At 68.8% G+C, this 15729-nt stretch carries 13 protein-coding genes and 1 tRNA gene; 9 read left to right on the top strand and 5 right to left on the bottom strand.

All coding sequences use genetic code 11. The features are described 5' to 3' along the window. The first annotated feature begins 182 nt into the window (after positions 1-182). From EBL84_RS05940 to EBL84_RS05915, 6 genes are all read left to right on the top strand, one after another. Positions 183-584, top strand: a complete 402-nt coding sequence (locus EBL84_RS05940) for an H-NS histone family protein (RefSeq protein WP_123139976.1) — start codon at positions 183-185, stop codon at positions 582-584. A gap of 295 nt (positions 585-879) precedes the next feature. Next, entirely contained in the window at positions 880-2208 is a 1329-nt protein-coding gene (locus tag EBL84_RS05935; protein ID WP_123139975.1) for a DEAD/DEAH box helicase, read from the top strand. A 280-nt stretch (positions 2209-2488) separates the two neighbouring features. Beyond that, a complete protein-coding gene (locus EBL84_RS05930) occupies positions 2489-2761 on the top strand; it encodes an RNA-binding protein (protein WP_005221201.1) in 273 nt (90 codons plus the stop codon). Positions 2762-3039: 278 nt separating this feature from the next. Beyond that, positions 3040-4884: a M61 family metallopeptidase gene (locus EBL84_RS05925; RefSeq protein WP_123139974.1), complete on the top strand. Its 1845-nt coding sequence runs from the start codon at positions 3040-3042 to the stop codon at positions 4882-4884. A gap of 10 nt (positions 4885-4894) precedes the next feature. Next, positions 4895-5893, top strand: a complete 999-nt coding sequence (gene birA, locus EBL84_RS05920) for a bifunctional biotin--[acetyl-CoA-carboxylase] ligase/biotin operon repressor BirA (protein ID WP_123139973.1) — start codon at positions 4895-4897, stop codon at positions 5891-5893. Beyond that, positions 5893-6633: a type III pantothenate kinase gene (locus tag EBL84_RS05915; protein ID WP_341777148.1), complete on the top strand. Its 741-nt coding sequence runs from the start codon at positions 5893-5895 to the stop codon at positions 6631-6633. The genes birA and EBL84_RS05915 overlap by 1 nt, the downstream gene beginning before the upstream one ends. Positions 6634-6737: 104 nt before the next feature. Here EBL84_RS05915 and EBL84_RS05910 read toward each other — a convergent pair. Next, positions 6738-6814: transfer RNA gene (locus tag EBL84_RS05910), tRNA-Arg, on the bottom strand. 305 nt (positions 6815-7119) lie between these two features. Here EBL84_RS05910 and EBL84_RS05905 point away from each other — a divergent pair. Continuing rightward, a complete protein-coding gene (locus EBL84_RS05905; RefSeq protein WP_223806960.1) occupies positions 7120-9279 on the top strand; it encodes a GAF domain-containing protein in 2160 nt (719 codons plus the stop codon). A gap of 19 nt (positions 9280-9298) precedes the next feature. Here EBL84_RS05905 and EBL84_RS05900 read toward each other — a convergent pair whose 3' ends face one another. The 4 genes from EBL84_RS05900 to ppsR form a co-directional block, all read right to left on the bottom strand. Next, positions 9299-9568: a hypothetical protein gene (locus EBL84_RS05900; protein WP_123139970.1), complete on the bottom strand. Its 270-nt coding sequence runs from the start codon at positions 9566-9568 to the stop codon at positions 9299-9301. 17 nt (positions 9569-9585) lie between these two features. Further along, a complete protein-coding gene (locus tag EBL84_RS05895; RefSeq protein ID WP_062272407.1) occupies positions 9586-10776 on the bottom strand; it encodes a geranylgeranyl diphosphate reductase in 1191 nt (396 codons plus the stop codon). Positions 10777-10875: 99 nt separating this feature from the next. Continuing rightward, complete coding sequence (gene chlG / locus EBL84_RS05890) at positions 10876-11781, bottom strand: chlorophyll synthase ChlG (RefSeq protein ID WP_123139969.1); 906 nt, start codon at positions 11779-11781, stop codon at positions 10876-10878. A 181-nt stretch (positions 11782-11962) separates the two neighbouring features. Beyond that, positions 11963-13396, bottom strand: coding sequence for a transcriptional regulator PpsR (ppsR, locus tag EBL84_RS05885; protein ID WP_123140041.1), 1434 nt, complete (start codon positions 13394-13396; stop codon positions 11963-11965). 549 nt (positions 13397-13945) lie between these two features. Between ppsR and bchF the strand changes: the two genes are divergently transcribed. Continuing rightward, positions 13946-14455 carry a 2-vinyl bacteriochlorophyllide hydratase gene (gene bchF / locus EBL84_RS05880; protein WP_062272403.1) on the top strand — a complete coding sequence of 170 codons (510 nt, stop codon included), beginning with the start codon at positions 13946-13948 and terminating at the stop codon, positions 14453-14455. Further along, positions 14452-15729, top strand: coding sequence for a ferredoxin:protochlorophyllide reductase (ATP-dependent) subunit N (locus tag EBL84_RS05875; protein ID WP_123139968.1), 1278 nt, complete (start codon positions 14452-14454; stop codon positions 15727-15729). The genes bchF and EBL84_RS05875 overlap by 4 nt, the downstream gene beginning before the upstream one ends.

Raw genomic sequence — 15729 nt, 5'->3', positions numbered from 1 at the left:
TCTATGGCCGGTTAGGCGCATGAGCGGATGTCGTGGTTGTTTTTTTATAGTTAAAAAGGCCGGTCAATAAAAGGTCTTTGCTTGACTTTTGTAATAAATCGAATAAATTACGCGGTGCGCGCAGATTCTGTCTTTTGCGTCCATCAAAGAAAAACACCCTAACCCCATTGGAGGTAGACCACGTGGAGTACGCTAACCTTAGCGTCGAGGAAATCCGGCGCCAGCTGGAAGAGGCCGAGAGCAAGCAGTCCGAGCTCAAGCGCGCACTCGAGATCCGTCGTCGCGAGGCGAAGAAGGAAGTGGCCCAGGAGGTCCGCGACCTGATTCAGCAGCGCGGCTATGATCTCGCCGAGATCGTCGAGCTGCTCGATGGGAAGAAGCCCCGCCGCACTGGTGCCCGCAAGTCCTCCGGCTCGCGCCAGTACACCGAGTACTTCGACCCGGAGAACCCGGAAAACGTCTATGTCCGTGGCGTGCTGCCGCGCTGGATGAAGGACAAGATGACGGAAAAGGGTCTCGACCACAGCTCCAAGGAAGATCGCGACACCTTCAAAAAGACCTATCTGCAGGTCAAGAACGGTTGATCCATCGCTTCGCCTCCGTCCTTCCGCGCCGCTGGATATCATCCGCGCAGGCCGCGGACGATGCGGAGGCGGGTTCGACGTGTTTTCAGCTCATGGATGAGATCATTGCAATGGATCGCTGGCTTTCGTCTTGCCGAGCGCGTAGACTGCATCCATCGCATCAACCGGTCGATGCGTCGTCTCGCGGCTGAACCGACCTTGCCATCAAGGCCTCACCCTCGAACGTCCTCCCTCTTTTTTGCCTAGACCGGCCCCAGCATTCAAGACTTGGGTTAGGCTGGTTTCAGGAGTCTTCATGTCCTTCGATTCGCTCGGCCTGCGGGCCGATCTGCTGCGTGCCGTGGCAGGTCAGGGCTATGCACGCCCGACCCCGATCCAAGAGCAGGCCATCCCTGCGGTCCTGGCGGGCCATGATCTGCTCGCCGGCGCCCAGACCGGCACCGGCAAGACGGCGGCCTTCGCGCTTCCCGTACTGCAGCTGCTCGCGGCCCGCAAGAGCAATGGTGGACGACGCCTGCCCCGTGCGTTGGTGCTGTCGCCGACTCGCGAACTGGCGGCACAGATCGGCGAGCGCTTCCAGGCCTATGGTCGTGAGGTGTCGCTGCGCTCGACGGTGATCTTCGGTGGTGTCGGCATGCAGCCGCAGGTCGACCGACTGCGGCGCGGCGTCGACATCCTGGTGGCCACGCCGGGGCGACTGCTCGATCATGCCGCGCGCCGCACCCTGGACCTGTCCGCGGTCGAGATCCTGGTCCTCGACGAGGCCGATCGGATGCTCGACATGGGCTTCATCCACGATATCCGCAAGGTGCTCGCGCTGCTGCCCAAGCAACGTCAGAACCTGCTGTTCTCGGCGACCTATTCCGACGAGATCCGGCGCCTCGCCGACGGCATCCTCCATCAGCCCAAGCTGGTCGAGGTCGCCCGGCGCAATACCGCCGCCGAGACCGTGGAGCAGGGTGCGCACCCGGTCGACAAGTCGCGCAAGCGTGAGCTGCTGGCCCATCTCTTCCACCGTGAGGGTTGGGAGCAGGCGCTGGTGTTCACCCGGACCAAGGCCGGTGCCAACCGCTTGGCCGAGTATCTGGGGCGCGAGGGGATTGCCGCAGCGGCGATCCATGGCAACAAGAGTCAGTCGGCGCGCACTCGAGCGCTGAGCGAGTTCAAGCAGGGGCGGGTGCGGGCGCTGGTGGCGACCGACATCGCCGCGCGCGGCATCGACATCGCCAACCTGCCCCAGGTGGTGAACTTCGAGCTGCCCGCCGTTGCCGAAGACTACGTTCACCGCATCGGACGCACGGGTCGCGCCGGTGCCGGTGGTCGGGCGCTGTCGCTGGTCAGCCATGACGAGCGCAAGCTGCTCAATGGCATCCAGCGTCTGATCAAGCGTGAGATCGTGCTCCAGCCGGTTGCCGGTTTCGAGCCCTCGGCCGAGGCGCCGGCGAGCGAGACCCTCGATCATGGTCGGGGCGGTCGTCACCGTCGTTCGGGCGGTCGCAATGGCGGCCGGGGTAACGGCGGCAATGCACAGCGGGAGCGCTCCGGGCGTCCTGCATCCAAGTCGCGGTCCGGTCAGGGCGCCAAGCGCGCCCGGCTCGGCCAAGGCGGCTCGACACGGGCCTGATCGGTCCGTATCGGCGGGTGGTGCGTCCATCCGCCTTGGCCCCAATGCAGCGCTTCCGTGCGCTGCCGTCAGGTCGTCGTCCGTTGATCGGACGCGCCGGACATCGGACGCCGGCCTCGTGACAATCGCTCCGGATCACCATTCCGGATGCCCCGTTGCCGGTACCGAAGACGTGGGCCTGGTCTCCAACGGTGGAGACAAAAACTGTCGAATCAGTTGCGCGTTGATTTTTCGGCTGTTCTCTTTCTCTTCAATGCGCGCTCGTATGGATATCCCGAATATGAATATTTATGTTGGCAATCTCGCTTACGGCGTGACTCAGGAAGAACTTCAGGCCGTGTTCGCCGCCTACGGTGAGATCTCCAGCGTGAACTTGATCACCGACAAGTTCACCGGTGAGTCGAAGGGTTTCGGCTTCGTCGAGATGCCTAACAACTCCGAGGCCGATACCGCCATCAAGGCCCTCAACGACACCCCGCTCAAGGGGCGCAACATGAAGGTCAACCAGGCCAAGCCCCGTGGTGAGCGTCCGTCTCGCGGACCGCGCTGGTAAGGCGTCGCCTCAGGGGGAGGGGCGCTGCCGCCGCTCCCCCGCGGTGTCCTGCCGAGGTGTCGGCGGGACGCCCGGCGGACCATCCCCGGTCCGCCATCAGGCGGGGTCGTCCGACCCCGACCTGCTCCTCCCCAACATGACCCGCTTGCCGAGGCTCCACCTCCACCCGTCAGTCGGGCTGGTGTCACGACGGGCCTCCCCCGGCATCCCGGACGCTGCGTGCACCCTGGGCATCTGCTACCGTAGCGGCGTCTTCATCCGCTGCAATCCTTCGGACCATGCCTGAAACCCGCAATCAACCGGTCGATCTGACCTATCGTGTTCATCCTGTCGACCCCGAGGCCCATCTCTTCGAGGTCGAGTTGTTGCTGTCCCGCGCTGCGCCCGCCATGTTGCGCCTGAGTCTGCCGGCGTGGATCCCGGGCAGCTATATGATCCGCGACTTCGCCCGCAATCTCGTCGAGATCGCCGCCAGCGATGGCGAGGGTGCGCCGCTCGCGCTGGAGAAACACGACAAGCAGACCTGGGTCGCCGACCGGCCGGTCGCCACGGCGCGGGTACGCTATCGGGTCCATGCCTGGGATCGCTCGGTGCGCGGCTGTCATCTCGATGCCACCCATGCCTATTTCAACGGTCCCGGGCTGTTGCTGCGGGTCGACGGCGCCGATGAGCGCCCCTGCGCGCTCGAGCTGCTGCCGCCGCCGGGCGAGGGGCGCGCCGACTGGCGCCTGGCCTGCGCCTGCCGGCCCGAGTCGGTCGATGCGCGCGGCTTCGGGCGCTATCTCGCCGATGACTATGCCGACCTGATCGACCATCCGGTGGAGATGGGGCGGTTTACCGAGATCCCCTTCGATGTCGACGGCGTACCCCATCGCATGGTGCTCAGCGGGCAGCATCGCGCCGACGGTGAGCGGCTGGTCGAGGACCTCGAGCACATCTGCCGCGAGCATGCGGCGCTGTTCGGCGAACTGCCGCTCGACCGCTATCTGTTCCTCACCAGCGTCACCGGCGCCGGTTACGGTGGGCTCGAACACCGCTTCTCGACCAGCCTGATGTGCGCCCGCGCCGATCTGCCGCGACGCGCCGAGCGCGACCGTCCGCCGCGCGAGGGCTATGTCCGCTTCCTCGGGCTGTGCAGTCACGAATACTTCCATCTCTGGAACGTCAAGCGCATCCGTCCCCAGGCGCTGATCGACGGCGGTCTGGAGCACGAGGTCCACACCCGTCTGCTGTGGGCCTTCGAGGGCATCACCTCCTACTACGACGAGCTGGCGCTGGTGCGCAGCGGTCGTATCGACACCGCGACCTATCTCGGCCTGCTCGCCAACGCCATCACCCGCTTGCAGCGCAACCCGGGACGGCATCTGCAGACCCTGGCCGGGTCGAGCTTCGATGCCTGGACCCGCTTCTACAAGCAGGACGAGAGTGCGCCCAACGTCATCGTCAGCTATTACCTCAAGGGCGCGCTGGTGGCGCTGGCGCTCGATCTGACGCTGCGCCAGCGCAGCGCCGGGGCCTGTTCGCTCGATACGGTGATGCGCGCGCTCTGGACCCGCCACGGACGGACTGGGGTCGGTGTCGCCGAGCGCGGTATCGAGGCCCTGGCCGAGGAGGTCAGCGGGCTCGAGCTGGGCGATTTCTTCGCCACCGCGCTCGATTCCACCGACGAGCTCGATCTCGCGCCGCTGTTCGCCTCCCTGGGGATCGAGATGCGGTTGCGCCCGGCGCGCGATGGCAAGGATCTCGGCGGTTGTGTCGAGCGCTTCGACCCGGTCGAGGCCCCGGCCACCCTTGGGGTGCGCCTGGCGCCGGGTGCGCCCGAGGGGGTGGTGCGCCATGTCCTCGCCGGCTCGCCGGGCGAGCGCGCCGGGCTTGCCCCCGGCGACCGGCTGGTCGCGCTCGATGGGCTGCGGGTCGGCGCCGATGACTTCGAGCGCGCGGTGGCCGCGCTCGGTGCGCTGGATGCGCCGGTGTCGCTGCACGTCTTCCGCGACGACGAGCTGCTCGAACTCGCCGTGCGTCCGCAGCCGGCCCCGGCCGACACCTGCGAGCTGCGTCTGCTGCCCGAGGCCGATGCCGCTGCGCAGGCAGCGCGCGCGGCCTGGCTGGCCAGTCATGTCTGAGGGGGCGGGGATGGATCGTCAGATCGCGTTGATCCGGCTGCTCGCCGACGGCGAGGTGCACTCGGGCGAGGCCGTCGCCGCGCACCTCGGCATCACCCGCGCGGCGGTGTGGAAGGCGTTGCGCAAGGCCGCCGAGCGCTTCGGCCTGGCGCTCGAATCGGTGCGCGGGCGCGGCTACCGTCTCGCTCAGCCGCTGGAGCTGCTCGAGCGCGAGCGCCTGCTCGCGGCGATGTCCGAACAGGGGCGCGCGCGGCTCGCCCGGCTCGACATCCATGACCAGATCGACTCGACCAACGCCTGGCTGATGCGCGAGGCCGCCGCCGGGGCGCCCTCGGCGACCCTGTGTCTGGCCGAGCAGCAGAGCGCCGGGCGCGGGCGGCGGGGGCGGACCTGGGTCTCGCCCTTCGGGGTCAATCTCTATGGCTCGTTGCTGTGGCGCTCGCCGCTGGCGCCGGCCGCGCTCGGGGCATCGAGCCTGGTCGCCGGGGTGGTGGTGGCCGAGCAGCTCGCCGCGCTTGGGGTCGAAGGGGTGGCGCTGAAGTGGCCCAACGACGTGCTCTGGCAGCGACGCAAGCTCGCCGGGCTGTTGCTCGAGGTCGCCGGCGAGTCGCAGGGGCCGAGCCATCTGGTGGTCGGCATCGGCATCAATCTGCGTATGGCGGCTGACCAGGGGGCGGCGATCGACCAGCCCTGGGTGACGCTCGCCGAGGCCTTGCCCGCCGAGGTCGAGGGCGTGCGCAATGCGCTGGCCGGGCGGCTCGCCGAGGCCTTGCTCGAGGCCCTGGCAGACTACGAGCGCGTCGGTCTCGCCCCCTTCCTCGCGCGCTGGGGGCGGTTCGACAGCTTGCTCGGCCAGCCGGTGGCGTTGCACCTCGGCGAGCGGGTGATCCGTGGTCGCTATGCCGGGATCGAGAGCGATGGCGCGCTGCGACTGGAGACCGCCGAGGGGGTGCGCCGCTTCCAGGCCGGCGAGGTCAGTCTGCGGCCGGTCGCGGAGGAGGGCCGATGATGTTGCTGCTCGATATCGGCAATACCAATCTGCGCTGGACCCTGGCTGACGAGCAGGGGCTCGGCGAGGTCGGGGTGGTGCGCCACGACGGCGGCATCCCGCTCGATCTGTTGGCGAGTTGGGAGCGGTTGGCGCCGCGCCCCGAGCGCGTGCTGGTGAGCAATGTCGGCGGCGCGGCGGTGGCCGAGGCGCTGAGTCGGGTGAGTCGTGCCTATTGGGCGCTCGAGCCGGAGTTCGTCGCCACGCGCGCGACCTGGGGGCGGCTGCGCATCGCCTATGACGAGCCGAGCCGGCTCGGCGTCGATCGCTGGCTGGGACTGGTCGCGGCCGAGGCCGAGGGGGAGGGCGCCAAGCTCGTTCTCGATGCCGGTACCGCGGTGACCTTCGATCTGCTCGCCGCCGACGGCGAGCATCTCGGCGGGGTGATCCTGCCGGGGATCGAGATGATGCGCGCGAGTCTGCTCGCCGGCACCGCGATCCCGCGGATCACCGCCGAGCCGAGCGGTGAGTCCTGGGCGCGCGATACCGGTGCGGCGGTGGCCGCCGGCAGCCTGCAAGCGGTATTGGGCGTTGCCACCCGGCTCTACGACCAGTTCGTCTCGCAGACCGGCGAGATGCCTCGGCTGTTGCTGACCGGGGGGGATGCGCCGCGGCTCGCCGGGCAGCTCGATCGTCCCTGGGAGGCGGTGCCCGACCTGGTGCTGCGCGGGCTGGCGCGGGTCGGAGCCCGGCAGGCATAGTCGGGCATGGCGGCGCGCGGTCGCAGGCGGCGCGGGCCACGGCCGGGGTGTCGGCGGGGGGCTGGTATACTGGCCGCCGGCGAGATGTCCCGGTGCCTGGGGGATGGTGCCCTCGACAGGATTCGAACCTGTGACCTATCGCTTAGGAGGCGATTGCTCTATCCGGCTGAGCTACGAGGGCGGGTCAGTCGATTATGGTAACTCAGGCGCGACGGAGGGTCACGTCGACCGTGCTCCCGCTGGTATGCCTGGGGTCGCTCACGTACCATCGTCTGAGATGTCCGGGCCCGGGGCGCCCTTGCTGACCCTCGGCGCCCGGTTGCGAATCCCGGTCGTGCGCCGTCGGCGCCGACATCGGGCGGATGTTCGGGGCGGCGGTTCGTCCGCCCAGTCCCGCACCGCCTGCAGGCCCTGCCCCGCCGTCCGTGGCCACGGGCAGGCGCCGAGCACGGAGGTTTACCGTCTGTGAGTGTCAGTTTCTCCGCCTTGACCAGGTTCACGATCGCCGGGTCGGAGGGTCGTGACCCCGAATCACTGCATTCGATCCAGACCATCCAGCCCCATGGTGCCCTGATCAGCGTGCGCGAGCAGGATCTCGAGATCCTGCAGGCGAGCACCAATGCGCGGCGGATGCTGGGGCTCGACGATGCGCTGCCCGGGCACCGGCTCGGCTGGCTGGGGGAGGATCTGGTCGAGCGGTTGCGCCCCCATCTGGACGCGCCGCTCAACCCGGTGGCGCTGGCGCTGCGCTGCCGCCTGGGTGCCGGCGCGACCGAGTTCGACGTGCTGGTACACCGACCGGGCAGCGGTCTGCTGGTGCTCGAACTCGAACCCGCCGGTCCGTCGCTCCAACTCTCCGGGCGGGTCGAGGAGGCGCTGCAGCGGATCATCGCCGCGCCCTCGGTGCGGGCGCTCGGCGAGGAGGTCGTCGCGACCCTCAAGCGGCTCACCGGCTACGACCGGGTGATGCTCTACCGGCTCGACGAGGCCGGTCACGGCGAGGTCTTCGCCGAGGCGCGCGAGCCGGCGCTGCCGGCCTATCTCGGCCAGTGTTATCCCGAGGCCTGCGTGCCGCGGATGGCGCGCCAGCCGGGGCGCCGCCCACGGGTGCGGCTGCTGGTCGATGTCGACAGCGTGCCGGTGCCGCTGCAGCCGATGCATCCTCTGGGTGAGCCGCTCGACCTGTCGCTGTGCACCCTGCGCAGTGTCTCGCCGCTGCACATCCAGATCCTCAAGATGATGGACGTGCGCGCCACCCTGGTCGTCTCCCTGGTGGTGGGCGGACGGCTGTGGGGTCTGATCGCCTGTCACCATCGCACGCCGCGCTTCGTCCACTACGAGATCCGCGCGCTCTGCGAGCTGCTCGCCGAGACCGTGGCCACGCGTATCGCGGCACTGGAGAGCTTCATCCAGGAGCAGGCGGAGCTGGCGGTGCGGCGCCTCGAGCGGGGGATGATCGAGGCGATCTCGTGCAGCGGCGACTGGCGCTCGGCGCTGGTCACCGATGGTGATGCCCTGCTCGCGAGCCTCGAGGCGAGCGGCGCGGCGCTGTTCTGTGACGGTGAGCTGCAGACCCTGGGCCGGGTCCCGGAGCAGGGTGGACTGTTGCGCATCCGCGCCTGGCTCGATCGCCAGCCGCGCGCGGCGGTGATCGCCACCTCCTCGCTGATGCGCGAGGACCCGCGCTTCGCCACGCTCAAGGAGACCGCCAGCGGGGTGCTGGCGGTGCCGCTGTCGAGCGGCTGCGGCGAGTACCTGGTGTGGTTTCGCCCCGAGCGGGTGCGGACCCTGATCCTCGGCGCCAGCCCGCTGCTCTGTGCCGATGGGGCTGAACTCAACCGCGCCCCGGCGCTCGCCGGTGAGCAGCGCGAGGTGCGCGGCCGGGCGGTGCCCTGGAACTCGGGGCAGACGGCCATCGCCCGGTTGCTGGGTGAATCGGTGACCGACGTGCTCCAGCAGTTCCGCTCGGTACGGTTGCTGATCGCCCAGGCGCAGCTCGCCGAGGCCCAGGCGCGGGTGCGGATCTCCGATCAGCCGATGCTGATCACCGACCCCGAGGGGCGGCTGGTACTGGCCACCCGCTCGCTCGAGCGGCTGTTCGGCGCCGGACGTCTGGAGTCTCTCGACGCGTTGCCCGGACTGGTGAGCGATCCTGCAACGGTGCGTGCCGCGCTGGCCGCGCTCCGCGACGACTACCAGCCCTGGCACGCCGAGCTCGAGGTGTGTGGCGCCGATGGGCGCAAGACCCCGGTGCTGTTACGCGCCGACCCGGTGTTCTCGGCGCCGGGGCGGGTGCTCGGCTTCATGTTCCTGTTCACCGACCTCACCGGTATCAAGGCCGCCGAGGATGCCCGCCAGCGGCTCCATGCCGGGATCGCCGCGCGCCAACACCGTACCAGCGCGCCGCTGTGCGGCGGCGACGGCGAACGCTATCGCGAACTGTTCGCCGCGATCATCGGCAACGCCCGACTCGCCGCCGAGGAGGTCGCCGACGGGGTCGATCTGGAGCGTGTGCCTGCGGTGTTCGAGGGCTTCGAGCATTCGGTGAGCCACACCACCACGCTGCTCGAGCGGCTGCTGTGGTATGCCGCCCAGCGCCAGGACGGCGAGGGGCGTGACGAGGGTGACGGGACGCCGGGTCACTGAGACACCGCTCGGGCGCGCTTCAGTGGTCGCGCCAGCGTCGGATCAGATCGAACAGGTGGGCGAACAGCGAGGCGGTCAGCCACAGCCCCACCCAGCCCCACCAGGCATCGGTCAGGGCTGCGCGCAGCGCCAGCATCAGGAAGGCCCCGGAGAGCAGGAAGCCGATCACCTCCGCCGGCGGCAGTCCCTTGCCGGACCAGCGGTGGATGAGCGCGAGCGCGAGCGCCTCGAGCGCGATCAACCCGAGGATCAGGTCGATCACCAATGCGCTGGTGAACAGCGACTCCACGACGCCCGGCCCCTGGTTCAGCGCGGCGAGACGACGCCGAGCAGGTGGGCGAGGTCCTTGAAGAAGATACGGATGTGCGCCGTCGGCTTGGCGCGCACCAGACGCTTGTTCATGTACGCCTCCCAGGTCAGGTACTGCACGTCGGGGTCGGCGCAGATGCTGACGAAGCGCTCGCGGCGCTTGTCGTTGGCGTACCAGAAGCGCTGCATGATGCCGAGGATCCAGAACACCCGGCCGTGATCCTTCATGAAGCGTTTGCGTGCGAGCTTGAGCGCCGAGGCCTTGCCGGTGGCCAGCATCTCCTCGACCGCCTCGCCGGCCAGACGTCCGCCGAGCAGGGCGTAGTAGATGCCCTCGCCGGAGGCCGGTGCGACCACGCCCGCGGCATCGCCGGCGAGCACCACGTCACGACCGTTGTCCCAGCAGCGCAGCGGCTCGAGCGGGATCGGCGCGCCCTCGCAGCGCAGCGTCTCGACCTCGGCCAGTCCGGCGCGCTTGCGCAGCTCGGTGCAGGCCGAGCGCAGCGAGAAACCGCTGATCTCGGTGCCGACGCCGACGCTGATGGTGTCGCCGTGGGGGAAGACCCAGCCGTAGAAGTCGGGGGAGATGTCGCCCTGGTAGTAGACGTCGCAGCGGGTGCCGTCGAAGCCCTCCGGGGTGCGTACGATCTCGTGATAGGCGGCGACGTACTTCATCTTCTCGGCGCCGGGCACGCACTGCTTGGCCACCGCCGAGTGGGCGCCGTCGGCACCGATCACCGCACGCGCGCGCACCTGCAGCGGCTCGCCCGAATCGCGGCCCTGACCGGGGCGGTAGCGCACCAGGGCGGTGCCGTCGGCATCGCGCTCGATCGCCTCGAAGGTGGCGTCGAGACGGGTGGCGCCGTGCTCGGCGGCGCGCTCGCGCAGCCACTCGTCGAAGTCCTTGCGGTCGACCATGCCGACATAGCCGCCGTCGATCGGCATGTCGACGGTGCGGTTGGAGGGCGCGACCATGCGTGCGGAATAGACCCGGGTGGCCAGCTGGGCCTCGGGGATGTCGAATTCGCGCATCGCCTGCGGCGGGATGGCGCCGCCACAGGGCTTGATTCGCCCGGGACGGTCGAGCAGCAGCACGGAACGGCCGCGCTTGGCCAGGTCGGTGGCGGCGGTGGCGCCGGCGGGGCCGCCGCCGATCACCACCACGTCGAAGGTTTCGAGCTCAGTCATGAGGGTCCTACCCTGGTTGGGAGGCGCCTGTGCCCGCCGCTCGCGGTACACCGGCGCCCCGGGTTGAGGTTGCTGCGCGGGGCGGGCGGCGGCGCCGGATCAGCCGGCCAGCGCGCGCACCGCGAAGGCGCTGATCATCATCCCGGTGACATAGACGCTGACACCGAGTCCGCTGAACCAGGTGGCGCGGGCGCGCGGGTCGCCGAGGAAGCGGATCATCAGTCCGACCTGGATCAGCAGCACCACGCCGACGGCGATGGCGTGCGCCGGCTTGTCCCAGGAGAACAGCAGCGCGATCACGATCGCCTGCGGCAGCCCCATGACCACGCAGGCGAGCTGAGCGGCGCGGTCGACGCCGAGCTGTACCGGCAGGGTGCGCACGTTCATCTTGATGTCGCCCTCGATCGCCTTGAAGTCGTTGAGGGTCATGATGCCGTGGGCGCCGATGCTGTAGAGCAGGGCGAGCACGAGGATCTGCCAGTCGGGCATGGCGCCGCCGATCATCACCGCCGCGCCGGTCACCCAGGCCAGTCCCTCGTAGGAGATGCCGACGGCGAGGTTGCCCCACCAGCCGTTCCCCTTGAGGCGGAAGGGCGGGGCGCTGTAGGCCCAGGCCAGGGCCATGCCGACCAGCGAGGCGCCGAACACCCAGGGGCCGAGCGCGTAGGCGAGCAGCAGCGAGGCGGCGGTCCAGATCAGCGACAGATAGAAGCCCCAATTGCCGGGGATGCGCCCGGAGGGGATGGGGCGATCGGGCTCGTTGATGGCGTCGACATGACGGTCGTACCAGTCGTTGACCACCTGGCTGGTGCCGCACATCAGCGGCCCGGCGAGCAGGATACCGGCGAACACCACCAGCAGCTGATCGAGGATCGGCGCGCCGGAGGAGACCACGCCGCAGGCGAAGGCCCACATCGGCGGGAACCAGGTGATGGGGTGAAGGACCTCGAGTACCGCGGGCAAGGCGGGGCGCTTGGGGGTGGCGGACAGCGTCGATTGATTCATGCCGGAAACCTAAAGCCTATCAGGGGGCGCGGCGGCGATCCGGCCGGGGATGCCGCCATGCGGTCGTGGGTGGAACTGGGTGCGCGTCTCGGCCCGGGGCAGGGGTGCAGGCGCCGCCGGGAGGCGCCGACGCTGCGCGCGGTGATGATCGGGTCGGGCTGCATGGGTGTCGAGGTCGGCGCTATTTCTTGTCCGGCGCCGTGGCCTCGGACGCTTGATCGGTGATGCCGTAGCGGTCGATTTTGACGTACAGGCTTTGGCGGCTCAAGCCGAGCAACTCGGCGGCCGAGGCGCGGTTGTCCCCGGTCAGCTTGAGCGCCGCCTCGATGCAGAGTCGCTCGATGGTGTCGGTCGACTCGCGCACCAGCTCCTTGAGCGGCACCCGACCGACGCGTTCGGTGAGTTGCTCGAGCCAGCGTGGCTGTTCCGGGGTGGGGGCCGGCTCGGCGCCGAGTCGGCGACCGACGTCGCGGATGAAAAAGCCGAAATAGGGGCGCTCGCCGTTGCGGATGGCCGCCGCCGAGATCTCGACCTCGGTGGTCGAGCCGTACTCGCCGCACAGGGTGGTGGCGAACAGCCGCACCGTGCCGTGTTGGCGCAGGTTGGCCATCAGCACGTTGAGATCGACACCGGGGCGGCCCAGCCAGCGGTCGAGCGACTCGCCGCGGGCCTGCTGCTCGGTGGCCACCTCGGCGAGATTGAGGAAGGTGCCGTTGGCGGTGAGGATGCGCCCATCGCCATCGGTGATGACGACGCAATCGGGGGCGTTCTCGAGTACCCGCAGATAGCGCGAGCTGGTCTCCGGGTGGGCTGTGCCCGAGCTGCTGTCGGCCGGTAGCGGCGAGAGTCTGACGAGCAGGAAGGAGACGTTCTCCTGGCGCAGCAGCGAGGCCGAGACCAGGAACTCCTGACCGCTGTCGAGCAGCCGGGCGCGCACGTCGTCGGCCCGCCCGGCGGCGCGCACGCCGGCGAGCAGGCCGTTGATGGCCTGGGTGCTGTCGGCGTCGAAGCCCTCGGGGAAGGGGCGACCGATCACCCGTGCGGGCGCCTCGCCGAGCAGCTGGCCCGAGGCCGGGTTGGCCTCGACCACGCGCTGGGTCGGCGCGTCGATGATGAGGATGGCCTCGGAGACCATGCGAAACAGCAGCCGGTAGCGGGTCTCGACCTGGCGGAAGCGCCAGTAGTCGCGCTCGAGCGCCTGCTGGGCGTCGACCAGTTGCTGCTGCAGTGCGGCGATCCCCTGGAGGTTGCGTCCGAGCGCCACCACCGAACCGTCCTCGCCGAGACGCATCGCGCGATACTGCACCGGGATGTCGGTGCCGCGCGCGGTGGGGTGGGTGACCTGGCGCCAGTGGGTGATGGCATCGTGCTCGGCCTCGGCGAGCAGCGCCTCGAGGTTGGGGCGGCTCTCCGGGAGGACGGTCGCCAGCCACGGCTGGCCGATCCACTCGTCGCTGAACTCCGAGGAGAGATCGTCACTCCCGTATGCGATATCGCTCACTACGCCTTGGTCGTCGATCACGATGGCGATGTCCGCTGTGCCTTCGATTAACAGCGCCGCTGTTTCGGCGTTGAGGACGCCCAGGGATTCCCTTGGGTCTCTGAACGGACTCACGGCGACCAGACCCTCCACTGCCTATGGGCGCGTTTAGCAGGTTCCACGTCAGGGCCGCAGTGGCAGGCTCACCGAACGAGATCCCATATGAATCAACAAGCCTCCCGGCACCCCGGGCGCTGAAGCCCGTTTGCCACGCACCGAGACCTCCAGAAGTCGCCCGGCGCGCGCACGCGGGGGGTGACAAATCAGGCCCGGATGCGCGATGCTCGCTGCCGAAATCAGGTGTTTCGACGGAAACCAAGCCAAGGCGCGACGCGCGGGCTCGTCTCCGTATTCGATACTGCGAATGGATCGAGGCCCGCCCTCTCAACTCTCGAGCTCAATGAGGAGGCGGTCGCCGGTCTGGACGGGCCATGCCGAACGTACCGTGCACGCTGATGCCGGGGCATCGCGAGCGGCCTCGTTGGACTCGCAACCCTATTGTGGTGGCTTGTGCCGGGTTGTCAAGTCAGGTTTACGTAAAGTTTGGTTGACGCATCCTGGAAAGCGGACTAGATTCCTCATGCATGACATAACGACTAAGGATCGAAGCGAGCCCGGCCAACGATGAGTCTCCGTCAATCAAAGCAAATCCCGCGCCCGCCGCTTTATACCCCAGAAGAGCGCAGGCGCCGGGACGAATCGCCTTGGACGCTGGTTCAGGGGATTCTTGCGCCCGTTCAATTCGTGGTCTTTCTGGTTAGTCTGTACCTGGTGCTGCGTTACCTGTCAACCGGCGAGGGTGCGCTGGCGGCGACGGTCTCCATCGTTATCAAGACCCTGATCCTCTATACCATCATGATTACCGGCGCGATCTGGGAGAAGGTCGTGTTCGGGCGTTATCTGTTCGCGCGCGCCTTCTTCTGGGAAGACGTCTTCAGCATGCTGGTGCTGGCGCTGCACACCGCCTATCTGGTCGCCCTGGCCACCAACTGGGTCGATGTGACCGGACAGATGTGGATCGCGCTCGCCGCCTATGCCACCTACGTGATCAATGCCGGGCAGTTCCTGATCAAGCTGCGCGCGGCGCGGCTCGAGGGGAATCGTAACGCCAAGCTCGCCGAGGTGGCCGAATGAGCCTGGTCAGCGAACCCAAGCAGGGCGGTTGCGCGCTGCCCGAGATCACCCGCGAGCGTGGTCAGCGCCAGGTCTTCTGCGGTCTGGCCGGTATCGTCTGGCTGCATCGCAAGATCCAGGACGCCTTCTTCCTGGTGGTGGGTTCGCGCACCTGCGCGCACCTGCTGCAGTCGGCCGCCGGGGTGATGATCTTCGCCGAGCCGCGCTTTGCCACCGCCATCCTCCAGGAGCGCGATCTCGCCGGTATGGCCGATTGCAACCAGGAACTCGACCGGGTGGTCGCCGACGTGCTCGAGCGTCGTCCCGACATCAAGACCCTGTTTCTGGTCGGCTCCTGTCCCTCGGAGGTGATCAAGCTCGACCTGGGCAAGGCCGCCGAGCGTCTCTCCGAGCGCTACAGTGACCGCGTCCAGGTCATCGACTACTCGGCCAGCGGCCTCGAGACCACCTTCACCCAGGGTGAGGACGCCTGTCTTGGCGCGCTGGTGCCGCGCCTGCCGGCACTGCCCAGCATCGAGCGTTCGCTGCTGGTGCTCGGCACCCTGCCCGACGTGGTCGAGGACCAGTTTCGCCGGCTGTTCGAGGCCCTCGAGATCGGCCCGGTGCACTTCCTGCCGCCGCGTCAGGCCAGCGAGCTGCCCCCGGTCGGCCCCGGCACCTCGGTGCTGCTCGCCCAGCCCTTCCTCGGCGAGACCGCGCGCGCGCTGCACAAGCGCGGCGCGGCGCTGCTCTCGGCCCCTTATCCCTTCGGCGTCGAGGGGACGCTGGCCTGGCTCAAGGCCGCCGCCGCCGCCTGGGGCGTGACCCCCGAGCGCGTCGACGAGGTTGCCGCGCCGGCGGTGGCCCGTGCCCGCCGCGGGCTCGAGCATTATCGCGAGCAGCTCGCCGGCAAGCGCATCTATTTCATGCCCGACTCCCAGCTCGAGATCCCGCTCGCGCGCTTCCTCCAGCGCGAGCTCGGCATGGAGCTGGTCGAGGTCGCCTCGCCCTTCATCGATCGTCAGCTGATGGAACCCGAGCTGGCGCTGCTGCCCGAGGGCGTGCGGGTCACCGAGGGCCAGGACCTCGAGACCCAGCTCGACCGCGTGCGCGCCGCGCGTCCCGACCTCACCGTCTGTGGACTGGGGCTGGCCAACCCGCTCGAGGCCGAAGGGTTGCGTACCAAGTGGTCGATCGAGCTGGTGTTCTCGCCGGTGCACGGATTCGACCAAGCGGCGGATCTCGCAGAATTGTTCGCGCGCCCGCTCACCCGCGGTGCGCTGTTACAGGTTTGA

Origin of the sequence: Marichromatium sp. AB31, from assembly GCF_003718685.1 — a bacterium.
GTDB lineage: Bacteria > Pseudomonadota > Gammaproteobacteria > Chromatiales > Chromatiaceae > Marichromatium > Marichromatium gracile.
This window is presented reverse-complemented; position numbering and strand designations above follow the sequence as displayed.

Excerpts from the sequence above, each read along its gene's own strand:
- EBL84_RS05915 (WP_341777148.1), top strand. The coding sequence starts at position 5,893 with ATGTTGCTGCTCGATATCGGCAATACCAATCTGCGCTGGACCCTGGCT.
- EBL84_RS05935 (WP_123139975.1), top strand. The coding sequence starts at position 880 with ATGTCCTTCGATTCGCTCGGCCTGCGGGCCGATCTGCTGCGTGCCGTG.
- EBL84_RS05930 (WP_005221201.1), top strand. The coding sequence starts at position 2,489 with ATGAATATTTATGTTGGCAATCTCGCTTACGGCGTGACTCAGGAAGAA.
- bchF (WP_062272403.1), top strand. The coding sequence starts at position 13,946 with ATGAGTCTCCGTCAATCAAAGCAAATCCCGCGCCCGCCGCTTTATACC.
- EBL84_RS05925 (WP_123139974.1), top strand. The coding sequence starts at position 3,040 with ATGCCTGAAACCCGCAATCAACCGGTCGATCTGACCTATCGTGTTCAT.
- birA (WP_123139973.1), top strand. The coding sequence starts at position 4,895 with ATGGATCGTCAGATCGCGTTGATCCGGCTGCTCGCCGACGGCGAGGTG.
- chlG (WP_123139969.1), bottom strand. The coding sequence starts at position 11,781 with ATGAATCAATCGACGCTGTCCGCCACCCCCAAGCGCCCCGCCTTGCCC.
- EBL84_RS05875 (WP_123139968.1), top strand. The coding sequence starts at position 14,452 with ATGAGCCTGGTCAGCGAACCCAAGCAGGGCGGTTGCGCGCTGCCCGAG.
- EBL84_RS05895 (WP_062272407.1), bottom strand. The coding sequence starts at position 10,776 with ATGACTGAGCTCGAAACCTTCGACGTGGTGGTGATCGGCGGCGGCCCC.